We start from the raw sequence: 11,881 nt of genomic DNA, 5'->3' as shown, positions 1-11,881 counted from the left end.
GACTGTCAATTTATTGACACATCCTGCATTGAGATTTATCATAGGGTAATATTTGATAGAGATTACTGAAGGATTTTTAGAGGGGACTATGGATAAAACAATTAAACAGTTGGTGTCGCTAGTTGAAACATCATTACTAACGCAAGTTACGATTCAAAGTGAAAGTGACTATGATCCAGTTGAAGTTACGAACAAAACAAAAGAGTGGGTACTTATTGGTAAAGGAAACTATGCCGGTGTGTTTACGCACGAAAATTATCCTGAATTTGTCGTGAAAGTATACGGAAGAGAAATTTATGGTGTAAAAAAAGAAGCGCAAGTGTATAGAAAGCTGGGCGTTCACCCAGCTTATTCTCAACTTTTTCATGAGGGAAAGACGTACTTGATTTTAAAAAGACTTACAGGCGTTACACTGTATGATGCCGTCCAGCGGGGAATAAAGATTCCAGAACAAGTCATAAAAGATGTGAACAAAGCTTTGGACTATGCAAGAAGCCAGGGTTTAAACCCGTATGATGTGCATGGTAAAAATGTCATGATGAAAGATGGAAGAGGGTATGTGGTGGATATTTCTGACTTTTATAAGGAAGGTATTGATAAAAAATGGACAGACCTTGTAAAAGCTTATTACACCTTTTATCCGTTTATTGATAAGTACCATATCCGCTTGCCATACCCGTTGTTAAACGTGATCAGAAAAGCATATCGTCTATATCGTAGAATCAAATCAAAAAGGAGTTTCCGCTAAAGGAAACTCCTTTTTAAGATGAAATACAGCGCAATACATGCTGCTGCTCAAAAGTTGGTTTTAATTTGAATAGAATGGTTTGTAGTATTTCAGATTGATAGACAAATTTTAGCGTATGTTTAAGGGAAAGAGGGTGTAAGAAAGAACGTATTCTTTTTTCAGCATAACGTATCACCTGTTCTTCATAAAATAAAGTACGTGCGGAGATTTTAGCGTGAATGTCTTTTGTTAGTTCAATTGTAAACTGGATAATCATTAAATCAGTGTCTTTACAGTATTTTTCTAGTAGCATAATATCACCTCCATTTTGTCAACTCATTTACATAATCTTAATATAAAATTTACAAATGTCAATAAAACACGGAAAAATAAATGGTAAGACTGTTCTTTTTATATGTTGAATAAACAAGAACGTGATAGAGGTGAGTAAAGTTGAACATTAACGTCGGATTTGCCATTTTAGCTGATATTGATAATAAGATGACGGCTGCTATTTATGTGGAAAATCAAATTGTAGCGATTATAGCTGGACCTTCAGACATTCTGTATGAAAAGTTAAAAAAAGTGTTTTTATAATAGAGAAAAGCTGTAATTGTAAATATGATTCATAAAAAGCTTAAAAATTCTATGAAATAGTCGAAATAAAAGATGAGGATAAAATATACAAAAAGAAAGAACAGGAAGTTAAGGATAGGAGAATTACATATGGATAAAACATCTTTTATTGGACTGATTTTAGGAATAGCCTCTCTTATTGTAGGCATGTTTTTCAAAGGGGTTAATCCATCTGTGTTAGGAAATCCGGCTGCTATTTTAATTATTATTGTCGGAACCGTCGGAGCAGTAGTGATTGCATTTCCTTCAAATGAAATCAAAAGAGTCCCAAAACTGTTTGGTGTCCTGTTTAAAGAACAAAAAATGCTGCAGCCCGTTGATTTAGTATCCATGTTTTCTGAATGGGGACAAGTTGTTCGAAAAGAAGGGTTACTATCACTTGAAGCCCAAATTATTGATGTAGATGACCCTTTCTTAAAAAATGGTTTGAATTTAGCTATTGATGGTCAAAGTGCGGATTATATACGAGACGTGTTGTCTGAAGAAATTGATGCGATGGAAGAAAGACATCAAACGGGTGCAAGTATTTTCGCTTTAGCAGGTACATATGCTCCAACTCTCGGTGTACTTGGAGCCGTTATAGGGTTAATTGCTGCGCTTGGGAACATGGAAGATACAGATACGCTAGGACATGCGATCAGCGCGGCGTTTGTTGCTACGCTTCTTGGTATTTTTACTGGGTATGTACTATGGCATCCGTTTGCAAATAAACTAAAGCGTAAATCGAAACATGAAGTAAAGGTAAAGTATATGATGATCGAAGGAGTGCTTTCACTTCTAGAAGGAGAAACACCAAAAGTAATTGAGCAAAAGCTGGCTTCTTATTTGCCAACAGCGGAACGTAAAAAGCTTCTTCAAGAAAGTGAAGTGGGCATAAATGAGTAGACGCAGAAAACGAAAGCATGAAGAGGACCATGTTGACGAAAGCTGGCTGCTTCCTTACTCAGATTTGCTTACACTTTTACTTGCTTTATTCATTGTATTGTTTGCAATGAGCTCAGTGGATGCGCAAAAATTTAAGAATCTTTCTCGCGCATTTAATGAGGCGTTCGTTGGAGGAACGGGCGTGATGGAATTTCAATCTCTGGAGGAATCTGAAGAAGCGGTTCAGCCTTCAAATACTCCTGCAGCTAAAAGTACGGAAAAAACAAATGAAGTGGAGACAGCTCCTAATCAGTCTCCTGCTTCTTCACAATCGTTAACGAGCGAACAAAAGGAGCAAACCATTCGAGAAGCTGATCAAGAAGAGCTTCAGCAAATTCAATCTAAAATTAATGCGTATATTCAAAAGAAAAACCTAACAAATCAATTACAGACTTCGCTAACTGATGAAGGTCTCTTAATTTCCATTCGAGATAATGTATTGTTTGATTCGGGAAGAGCGCAGGTTCGAAGTGAAGATACAAAAATCGCCAATGATATTTCAGAGCTTTTGGTGATTGATCCTCCTCGTAATATCATTATTAGCGGTCATACTGATAACGTACCCATTCGCAACGCTGGTTTTGAATCCAACTGGGAGTTAAGCGTGATGAGAGCAGTTAACTTTATGAAAGTTATCTTAAAAAATGATAAGCTTAATCCAAGCATGTTCAGTGCAAAAGGATTTGGAGAGTTCAAACCGGTGACATCTAACAATACAGCAGAGGGGCAAGCGAAAAATAGAAGGGTTGAAATATTGATTACTCCTCGTACAATTAAACAGCCTTAAAAGCAGTCCTGCTTTTAAGGCTGTTTTTCTATGTGTTATAAAGCTAAGAGTCTTCTCTTTTCAAAGTTTCCTCGTACTAACTTGAGATCCATTCCATCTAAAATCAAGTCAATGAGAGCGCCTTTAAAGACATCCGCTGTTTTTTTCTTATCATTGGACTGCAAATATTGCACCCGATACCACTTGTCTTCAACTTGAAAGTACATAAAACGTCCATGCGTAAAGTCAATCCAAAACTTTGTAGGTTGTCCATTGAGATTTTTATAAACATATCCCCAGCTTCGGCCTTGGTGAGCGTCCTTCATTTTAGGGCGAGCTGTATTAAATACTTCGTAATATACTTTGTGCTTAATATCATAGAGCATCATATGACAGTCCTCCTATCTATAGACGTGCTAGCAGGTAAATGTATATTTGTATATAACAAGTATACTCAGCTGAAAGGAATCGTAGACTATTTTTTTGAGACAAGCAGAAACGCAGTTAAATGAAAAAGACAGTTTAAATTAGCTCAATCATTCTGCTTTTTTTATACTGTAAGTAAATGCGTTAAATAAGGAGGAAAAAATGAGACGAGTAGGAATAGTAGGTGCTGGAATGACGGGCCTTACAGCAGCGGCTGAATTGCAAAAAGAGGGAATAGAGGTCTTTCTTCTTGATAAGGGCAAAAGTGTAGGGGGACGAATGGCTACCCGACGAGTAGGGGATGGAAAAGCAGATCACGGAGCTCAATTTTTTACAGTGAGATCCGATGAATTTCAACAAGACGTAAATAAATGGATAGGTGATAGAAAGGTTAAGAAGTGGTTTGGTGACCATCACCCTCGGTATCACAGTCCGAATGGCATGAATGCGCTAGCTAAATATTTAGCTGAAGATCTACGCGTATATGTAAATCGAAAAGTTCAAGCCATTGATTTTCAAAACGGAAGGTATCAGTTATATACAGAAGAAAATGAGATTTTTGAAGCGACTGATATCATTCTTACACCTCCGTCTCCTCAGGTTATTGAGGTACTTAATAATAGTAAGCTGCAAGCGGACCAATCTATTCTTAAAACACTGAAATTTAGTCCCTGCTTGGTTGCTATCGCGGAGCTTTACACAGAGATGCTGTATGGTGATCATGGTCAAATCATGAATCCATCCAGCACAATCCAAAGAATCATTAATCATGAGCAAAAAGGAATATCAAAGACGCCCGTTCTTAGCATATATATGAATAAAGACTGGTCAGAAAAACATTTTGATGAACATGAACGTGAGTTGCTGCCGATGATAAAAAATGAAATAAAAGAATGGACAAGTGCAAATCATATTAAAAGCATCCAGATAAAGAAATGGCGCTATGCAGAGGTTGAACAAGTTCTTCATCAGCCCTTTGCTAAAATTATGCCGTCGCTACTGGTGGCAGGAGATGCTTTTTTAAGAAGGGAAGACGAGACGAATCACTCACGGTTAGAGAGCGCATATTTGTCAGGGAAATCGGCAGCCGCTGAATTAATGGGAAAGAACACCTAGAACAAGGAGGGACCAAGAAGTGAAAAATAATTGGATAATGAAACAAACGTGGAAAGATTTACTGTTTATTCATTGGCCTGTAGATCCGGCATTTTTGGCTTCTTTATTGCCTAGTCAGTTAGAGCCTGACACCTATGATGGTCAAGGATGGATTGCACTGGTGCCTTTTACGATGACAGACATTCGATTTAAAGGAACGCCCGCAGTTCCCATCTTTTCACGTCTATATGAGCTGAATGTGCGTACATATGTTACATATAAAGGGGAAAAAGGAGTTTATTTTTTTAGTTTAGACGCAAGCAATCCGCTAGGGGTATGGATTGCTCGTCAGTTTTTTCATTTGCCTTATTACCACGCTGCTATGACATTCAACAAGACTCAGAACCATATTTCTTTTCAGTCAGTTCGCACGCACAGAGACTCAAAAAAAGAGCGAGTAAAGCTTACATATAGAGGTACTTCTCCGTCCTATCGCAGTAGAAAAGGAGAAGTAGCTCATTGGCTTACAGAGCGCTACTGCTTATTTACCACTCATCAAGGAAATGTCTATAGAGGAGACCTTTATCATGATCCTTGGGAGCTGCAAAAAGGAGAGTGTGAAATAAGAGATGATTCTATTACTCAGCCTTTTTTGCGTCCGGCAGACAATCGCGATTTAATTGTGCACTATGCCAATCAAGTCACGGCTTATTTTTATCCTTTTAAAAAAGTATAAGTATCAAAACAAAATTAAAAAGTCTTCATACCCTTCTTCTTTAAGCTTCTCTTTTGGAATGAAGCGCAAAGCCGCGGAATTTACTTGATAGTATTCGCTGTTTTCTTCGGTTAATAGTAAACCCAAATAGTTATTTCCTTCTTTGCTTTTTAGTGCTGTTTCATGCTGCATCGGAACTTTTTTTATATTTCCGTATAAAATAGGGCGTTTAAAAACAGGCCACCCTGTATGGGAAGGGAGTTGATCTGACGTTTTAAACAGTGCTTCTCCCGTTAGAAGATCAACGTAAATTCCTTGTTTTTTGTTATTCCAATATAAATTTGTAAAAGGAGGTTCGGTTCCATTTTCCTGCGTAACAAAATATTGCATGGGCGTTAGGACCTCTTTTAGATAGGAGCGGTCCTTTGGCCAATGCTGTGTCAGAAAATCAGTCCGCCCCGATCCTTCTTTGTATAATTTATAGTGAAATGCGTTTTTTCGATAATAATCCTGCTGCTGTTCTTCTGCTTCGCAAAAAGAAGAAAAAGGTAAAATAGGTGTGACGATAGGACGCTTAAAGCGCCCGCTTTGGGCTAGCTTTTTTTTAGAATCGAAAGCCGCTTCTTTTTGTTTTTCGTTGTGATAAAAAATAATGGCTCGATAGGACGGTCCGCGGTCTGAAAACTGTCCGCCGGAATCCGTAGGGTCAATTTGCTGCCAATACAGGTTAAGCAGTTCTTCAAACGTAATATGAGAGGGGTCCCATACAAGTTGTACTGCTTCTACGTCTTCGCTTTCCTGTTTAGCTTCAGAAGTGATTTGTTCATCTTTAGCGTAGCCCGAGCGAATACTGCTGATTCCTGGAAGCTGATCAAAAGGAGCGACCATGCACCAAAAGCATCCTCCCGCAAATGTTGCATATTCTTTCACGTTACTTACCTCTTTTCGTTAAATGAAATAAATAAAAATATATTTATGTATTAAAATGTATAAAAAATCAGAAAGCGCTTTATAACTAGTCTTGTAAGAAAGCGCGCTCTTGTGGTATTATGACCTCTGGATAAAAGAAAAATGGCTTATTGTTTACACGAGTATCCTTATTTTATGTTCTTAAAAAGATGCAGTTTATTGTTTAAGCATTCAAAGAAGTACATACGTTCAAGCAGTAAGAGGGACAATTAAAGAATAGAATAAGGACGTTTTACTCTTAAACGATACCACATTCCAGAATCTACATACCAGTTTAGGAGGAGCTAGTTTGAACACAACCCGTTTACCATCTATGTGGGAGATAATGATTGTGCTTGCTTTATTTTTAGCAGTTGTTATTTCATTTGCAACTGTTTTGGATTTACCTATTCAGCTCGCTTTATTTATTTCATGGTTTATTGTTATGGCGCTAGGAGTACGACTTGGGTATACGTATAATCAGCTGCAAGGAGCCATTACAAGAGGAATATCAAACGGCTTAGAAGCTATTTTAATTTTATTAGCCGTCGGTACGTTAATTGGAACATGGATTGCCGGAGGAGTTGTTCCTTCTCTTATTTATTTTGGACTAGAGTTTATTAATCCAACATTCTTTTTACTTGCTACACTTATCATTTGCTCTATTACCTCGATTTCAACAGGAACATCTTGGGGAACGGTTGGTACAGCCGGAATCGCGATGATGGGAATCGGACAAGGCTTAGGTATGCCGCTTCCTTTAGTAGCTGGAGCTGTGATTTCAGGAGCTTATTTTGGAGACAAGCTTTCTCCTCTTTCTGACAGTACCATTTTATCTGCGTCAATGGCTCGAGTGAACGTTATTGATCATGTAAAAGCAATGTTAGTGTTGGATATTCCTGCTTACGTCATTACGGCAGTATTATTTACGGTAACAGGGTTTATGTATGGAGGAAAAGATTTTGATGCTGGACGGGTAGACGGATTAAAATCTTCGCTGTTGGATACATTCCATATCAGCGGGTGGATGCTGATTCCGGCTTTGGCTGTTATTGTCCTTTTAGCATTAAAGAAACCTTCTCTTCCATCAATTGCCATTGGCTCATTATTAGGAATTATATGGGCAGTTGTCTTTCAACATATGGATGTGGCGAGCGCATTTAATACGGCTTATGAAGGATTTAAAATTAATACCGACAACACATTTTTAAGTGAGCTGTTAAATCGTGGCGGAATTTTAAGCATGGTCGGTTCCATTATTGTCATTATTTTTGGACTAGGCTTTGGCGGGTTATTAGATGAGCTCGGTGTCTTAGAAGTCCTGCTATCTAAATTCGAAAAAATTCTTGTCAATTCTGGAAACGTTACGGCTTCTACTATTTTCGTTGGATTATTAGGGAATATATTTGGTTGTGCAATGTATGTTTCATTAATTTTAACGCCGAAAATTATGGAGAAAAGTTATGACAAGTTAAGAATACAGCGTCTAGTGCTTGCCCGTAACTCAGAAGTAGGGGGAACCTTAACTTCAGGGATGGTTCCGTGGACGGACAACGGTGTATTTTTAGCTACAACGCTTGGGATTTCTACATTCGCTTATCTGCCGTTTATGTGGCTAAGCTTTGTCTCTATTATTTTGGCGGTTATTTACGGATATACAGGGAAATTCATTTGGTATGTAACCGAAGAAAAACAACGTTCTTCTATAGCAAAATAAAAGAGGCTGCGACAACAGTATGTTAGTTGAAAGAAGATCCGAACGATGAATTAAGATTCTTGATGGAGAATCAACTTCGTTCGGATTTTTTTATTGGTATGATAAACGTAGGTTTCATGTATTTCGTTGCTTCTAGCTGTTGACTGGATTGATTTAGTTATGCCTTAACCTCTTTTTGATCAAATCATTTCTGGATATTCGATTTTCCAGTGGACATTTTGAAGGTAAAGCTGAACATCCGCCTTTTTTTTCTGCTTCAGAAGTTTTAGAATATGGCGGTGATGTTCATTCATCACATGTAAAATGGCGTATAGCTCTTTATTGTCATCGCTAAAGTACGTTTGTCTGATGAATCCGTCTTGTAAAGATATAAGCTGTTCTTTTAAGGTCACATTACCGCATCGATTCAAATATACTCGATGAAAATACGTTTGGTATTTTTGATAATCCTGATAATTTTCTAATTCAATCGAAACATCAATTTTTTTAATAAGCTCATCCATCTTCGTAAAATCGTCTTCCGTTAAGTGATCAATCGACAGGGAAGCTGCAAGACCATCTAAAGCACCGACGATTTCAAATACCTCTAGTTTTTTTGGTGTATCAATTTCCTTTACGGTAAATCCTCTGCGCGGTCTGTATTCTAATAGGTTGTCTGATGCCAGTTTAATAAGCGCTTCTCTCACAGGCGTTCGGCTGACATTCAGCTGAGAACAAATGCTGGCTTCATTTATTTTGTCGTTAGGCAGCAGTGTACCGTCTTGAATTTGACTTGCTATGTAGTTATATACATGATCTTTTAATGAATGATAAATCATAGGCCCCTTGTTCATTGTTTCCCCCTAAAATAAATATCGCATCAGCCGTTCTTTCTCATCATGTCATGGTGATGAAAGAGTATAAAAATAGCGTGAAAGAACGTACAGGTGTAAAAATAATCATATCATATCACTTCGTCTAATCTTAGTTAGAATATAAAAAATAGAATTATTGAAATATTTTTTACTATTGATTGTTGTAAAAAATCTGAAAAATGATATAATCGAAAAAAGATTTAAGAAGTGTATATTGTATACAATATACAAAATTTGTACATATCGAAGAAATAGAGCCTACTCCTTCAGAGAAGAGACTATAAAGAATATGTAAATAAACCAAGTTTTTAGATGGGTTTACTATAAAAAGGAGGTACATAATGGGAGAGAATACAACATCTATGAATCAGTTACAAAGAAAAATGAAAAGCCGTCATTTATTTATGATTTCTCTTGGCGGTGTTATCGGTACGGGGCTGTTTCTTAATTCAGGCTACACAATTAATGCAGCAGGTCCTGGGGGAACACTCCTTGCTTATTTAATCGGTGGATTAATTATGTATTTAGTCATGATATGTCTAGGGGAACTAAGCGTAGCAATGCCTGTGTCGGGATCATTTCAAGTATACGCTACGAAGTTTATCGGGCCGGGAACTGGTTTTGCGGTTGGCTGGCTCTACTGGCTGACGTGGGTGGTATCTGTCGGTTCGGAGTTTACAGCGTCTGGATTGCTTATGCAAAGATGGTTTCCTGACGTTTCAGTTTGGATATGGAGCGCGCTGTTTGCTCTTTTATTATTTGGTTTAAATGCAACATCTGTACGTTTTTTCGGTGAAACAGAATTTTGGTTTTCAAGTATTAAAGTATTAACGATTATTGTATTTATTATTTTAGGCGCAGCAGCGATGTTTGGATTCATTCCTCTTAGCGGTCATGAAAAAGCGCCGATGCTTTCTCATTTTACAGGAGAGGGCGGTTTATTTCCAAATGGACTTATGCCTGTATTAATTACGATGGTTTCTGTTAGCTTTGCTTTTTCGGGAACAGAATTAATTGGTATTACGGCGGGGGAAACAGAGGATCCGGAAAAGAACATACCTCGCGCAATTAAAAATATCATTTGGCGTACGTTCTTCTTTTTTATTGGCGCCATGTTTGTACTATCTGGGTTGATTTCATGGAAACAAGCAGGAGTGTTAGAAAGTCCTTTTGTGACGGTATTCGATCAAATAGGTATTCCTTACGCAGCAGATATCATGAACTTGGTTATTTTAACAGCTTTATTATCGAACGCTAATGCAGGATTATACGCATGTTCAAGAATGCTATGGTCATTATCTGATCAAAAAATGGTCAGCACTTGGTTAGGAAAAGTAACGTCTAAAGGAGTTCCATTTAATTCGTTGCTTATCAGCATGGGAGTGGCATGTCTGTCTTTGCTGTCAAGCGTAGTTGCACCAACAACTGTTTACTTAGTATTAGTTTCTATTTCTGGATTTGCGGTTGTAGCTGTATGGATGGCTATTGCGGCTTCTCATTTTATGTTCAGAAGACGCTATATTAAAGAAGGGAATGATGTATCGAAGCTTGTTTACAAAGCTCCTTTATATCCTATTGTACCTATTTTAGCGTTTGTTTTATGCTTTGCTGCTTGTGTAGGACTGGCTTTTGATGAGAGTCAGCGTATCGCATTATACTGCGGTATCCCATTTGTCCTTTTTTGTTATCTGTTTTATTATTTGAAAAATAAAAAAGGAAATAGAAAAAACGAAAGTCAGCCTATAGCAAAATAAAAAGCAGAAGACCTAGGTCTTCTGCTTTTTTTGCATACAAAAACACCCTATCCATCCGTACTGGTTAAGTGTCCCGCAATAAGCGAAATTGAATTGGATAGGGTGCGTATCTATATAGTAGAGAAAGAGGCGCCGTTTGTCAAACTTATTTAGCCGCGCCTTATTTAAAAATAGAACTAAGCAAGGTTTTCACTGTTTTTTCATTTTCACTATGTATAGTAAGGAATGTAAAGAAAAGATATTCGCAGCAGCACGTCGTACAGATCCGTAGAACGCGAAAGAAAGGAGGAGGTCAAATGGCTAAGCGGGATGCGTATTTTGATAACGTAAAGTTTATCTTAATTGTATTAGTAGTGTTTGGCCATTTGTTAACTCCCTTCATCAATGATGAACAGTGGCTACGAACGCTCTACATATTTATTTACACCTTTCATATGCCAGCGTTTATTTTAATAAGCGGCTATTTTGCAAAGGGATACCGAAAAAAGGGATACATGTGGAAGATGACGAAGAAAGTATTACTTCCTTATATTATTTTTCAACTTATCTATGCGGTATACGACTATAAACTTTATGATGAATCCACATTCGAAGTTTCAGTGTTTCAGCCAGCTTGGTCGCTATGGTTTTTGTTGAGTTTATTTTGTTGGAACGCCATGTTGTTCATTTTTACAAAAATCAAATATCCTTTAGCCGTTGCGGCAGTTTTAGGAATTATGATTGGCTTATGTGAACCGCTGGAAACAACGTTGAGCCTTTCTAGAACCTTTGTGTTCTTTCCCTTCTTCTTAGCAGGGTTTTATATGAAAAAAGAACATTTTAAAAAGTTGACGTCGGTTTCTTGCAAAAAAGTAGCTGGAGGCACTTTGCTGATTATTGCTCTATGGATCCAGTATATAGCACCGGATTTTGAGAAAGAGTGGTTATTTGGTTCAAAATCTTATGCCTCTTTAGGTGTAAATCAATTAGAGGGAATAGCCATTCGTACGCTATTTTATAGCATCAGCTTAGCAATGACGATTTCCTTTTTAGCTTTGATCCCTACACAAACGATGTCCTTTACATCTCGAGGTGCTCAAACCTTTTATGTATATCTGCTACATGGGTTTCTGATTAAATATATCCGCCTATCTTCTTTTGGAGACTGGATAGAAAGTGTACAAGGATACAGTATCCTTCTAATTGGAGCTTGTGGAGTGGCGTGGTTGTTGTCGAGTAAATACGTATCTACTATTGCAAGACCTTTAATTGAGCTTAAACCGTTACCAAGGCGCAAAAGTTTAAGTTTAGGTAAGTAATGAGAAATGGAAAAGGAGTTT

13 protein-coding genes are annotated in these 11,881 nt (G+C 37.5%); 9 read left to right on the top strand and 4 right to left on the bottom strand.

The features are described 5' to 3' along the window. The first annotated feature begins 88 nt into the window (after positions 1-88). Positions 89-748 (top strand): serine/threonine-protein kinase, encoded by a 660-nt coding sequence (locus AC1D0Y_RS13620; protein ID WP_060747395.1) that lies wholly within the window; start codon positions 89-91, stop codon positions 746-748. 13 nt (positions 749-761) lie between these two features. On the opposite strand, the gene AC1D0Y_RS13615 is transcribed toward AC1D0Y_RS13620, so the two are convergent. Then, positions 762-1,040, bottom strand: coding sequence for a hypothetical protein (locus tag AC1D0Y_RS13615; RefSeq protein WP_014460422.1), 279 nt, complete (start codon positions 1,038-1,040; stop codon positions 762-764). A gap of 140 nt (positions 1,041-1,180) precedes the next feature. Between AC1D0Y_RS13615 and AC1D0Y_RS13610 the strand changes: the two genes are divergently transcribed. The 3 genes from AC1D0Y_RS13610 (at position 1,181) to AC1D0Y_RS13600 (ending at position 3,074) form a co-directional block, all read left to right on the top strand. Then, positions 1,181-1,324, top strand: coding sequence for a hypothetical protein (locus tag AC1D0Y_RS13610; protein ID WP_014460421.1), 144 nt, complete (start codon positions 1,181-1,183; stop codon positions 1,322-1,324). A 129-nt stretch (positions 1,325-1,453) separates the two neighbouring features. Next, positions 1,454-2,248, top strand: coding sequence for a flagellar motor stator protein MotA (motA, locus tag AC1D0Y_RS13605; RefSeq protein ID WP_013056745.1), 795 nt, complete (start codon positions 1,454-1,456; stop codon positions 2,246-2,248). Further along, positions 2,241-3,074: a flagellar motor protein MotB gene (locus AC1D0Y_RS13600; RefSeq protein WP_028408764.1), complete on the top strand. Its 834-nt coding sequence runs from the start codon at positions 2,241-2,243 to the stop codon at positions 3,072-3,074. The genes motA and AC1D0Y_RS13600 overlap by 8 nt, the downstream gene beginning before the upstream one ends. A gap of 35 nt (positions 3,075-3,109) precedes the next feature. Here the strand turns inward: AC1D0Y_RS13600 and AC1D0Y_RS13595 are convergent, their stop codons facing one another. After that, positions 3,110-3,442 carry a hypothetical protein gene (locus tag AC1D0Y_RS13595; RefSeq protein WP_013056747.1) on the bottom strand — a complete coding sequence of 111 codons (333 nt, stop codon included), beginning with the start codon at positions 3,440-3,442 and terminating at the stop codon, positions 3,110-3,112. Positions 3,443-3,641: 199 nt separating this feature from the next. Here AC1D0Y_RS13595 and AC1D0Y_RS13590 point away from each other — a divergent pair, with 199 nt between their 5' ends. Together AC1D0Y_RS13590 and AC1D0Y_RS13585 are read left to right on the top strand one after the other, a co-directional pair. After that, positions 3,642-4,595: an NAD(P)/FAD-dependent oxidoreductase gene (locus AC1D0Y_RS13590; protein ID WP_217598776.1), complete on the top strand. Its 954-nt coding sequence runs from the start codon at positions 3,642-3,644 to the stop codon at positions 4,593-4,595. Positions 4,596-4,614: 19 nt separating this feature from the next. Beyond that, entirely contained in the window at positions 4,615-5,310 is a 696-nt protein-coding gene (locus AC1D0Y_RS13585) for a YqjF family protein (RefSeq protein ID WP_136789405.1), read from the top strand. A 3-nt stretch (positions 5,311-5,313) separates the two neighbouring features. Here the strand turns inward: AC1D0Y_RS13585 and msrA are convergent, their stop codons facing one another. Then, a complete protein-coding gene (gene msrA / locus AC1D0Y_RS13580; RefSeq protein WP_477707698.1) occupies positions 5,314-6,219 on the bottom strand; it encodes a peptide-methionine (S)-S-oxide reductase MsrA in 906 nt (301 codons plus the stop codon). Between the two features lie 328 nt (positions 6,220-6,547). Between msrA and nhaC the strand changes: the two genes are divergently transcribed. Beyond that, the gene (gene nhaC / locus AC1D0Y_RS13575; RefSeq protein WP_098967245.1) at positions 6,548-7,954 is read left to right on the top strand and encodes a Na+/H+ antiporter NhaC; all 1,407 of its coding nucleotides are present in this window, start codon (positions 6,548-6,550) and stop codon (positions 7,952-7,954) included. A 179-nt stretch (positions 7,955-8,133) separates the two neighbouring features. Here nhaC and AC1D0Y_RS13570 read toward each other — a convergent pair whose 3' ends face one another. Next, a complete protein-coding gene (locus AC1D0Y_RS13570) occupies positions 8,134-8,787 on the bottom strand; it encodes a GntR family transcriptional regulator (RefSeq protein WP_034275912.1) in 654 nt (217 codons plus the stop codon). Between the two features lie 362 nt (positions 8,788-9,149). On the opposite strand from AC1D0Y_RS13570, the gene AC1D0Y_RS13565 reads away from it, so the two are divergent. Together AC1D0Y_RS13565 and AC1D0Y_RS13560 are read left to right on the top strand one after the other, a co-directional pair. After that, positions 9,150-10,562 carry an amino acid permease gene (locus AC1D0Y_RS13565; protein WP_025752074.1) on the top strand — a complete coding sequence of 471 codons (1,413 nt, stop codon included), beginning with the start codon at positions 9,150-9,152 and terminating at the stop codon, positions 10,560-10,562. A 296-nt stretch (positions 10,563-10,858) separates the two neighbouring features. Further along, positions 10,859-11,860 (top strand): acyltransferase family protein, encoded by a 1,002-nt coding sequence (locus tag AC1D0Y_RS13560; protein WP_477707697.1) that lies wholly within the window; start codon positions 10,859-10,861, stop codon positions 11,858-11,860. Positions 11,861-11,881 lie beyond the last annotated feature (21 nt).

It is taken from the genome of Priestia sp. P1_B12_1 (assembly GCF_056406695.1).
This window is presented reverse-complemented; position numbering and strand designations above follow the sequence as displayed.

Coding starts and splice junctions, on each gene's coding strand:
- AC1D0Y_RS13620 (WP_060747395.1), top strand. CDS start 89: ATGGATAAAACAATTAAACAGTTGGTGTCGCTAGTTGAAACATCATTA.
- AC1D0Y_RS13615 (WP_014460422.1), bottom strand. CDS start 1,040: ATGCTACTAGAAAAATACTGTAAAGACACTGATTTAATGATTATCCAG.
- motA (WP_013056745.1), top strand. CDS start 1,454: ATGGATAAAACATCTTTTATTGGACTGATTTTAGGAATAGCCTCTCTT.
- AC1D0Y_RS13600 (WP_028408764.1), top strand. CDS start 2,241: ATGAGTAGACGCAGAAAACGAAAGCATGAAGAGGACCATGTTGACGAA.
- AC1D0Y_RS13595 (WP_013056747.1), bottom strand. CDS start 3,442: ATGATGCTCTATGATATTAAGCACAAAGTATATTACGAAGTATTTAAT.
- AC1D0Y_RS13590 (WP_217598776.1), top strand. CDS start 3,642: ATGAGACGAGTAGGAATAGTAGGTGCTGGAATGACGGGCCTTACAGCA.
- AC1D0Y_RS13570 (WP_034275912.1), bottom strand. CDS start 8,787: ATGAACAAGGGGCCTATGATTTATCATTCATTAAAAGATCATGTATAT.
- AC1D0Y_RS13565 (WP_025752074.1), top strand. CDS start 9,150: ATGGGAGAGAATACAACATCTATGAATCAGTTACAAAGAAAAATGAAA.
- AC1D0Y_RS13560 (WP_477707697.1), top strand. CDS start 10,859: ATGGCTAAGCGGGATGCGTATTTTGATAACGTAAAGTTTATCTTAATT.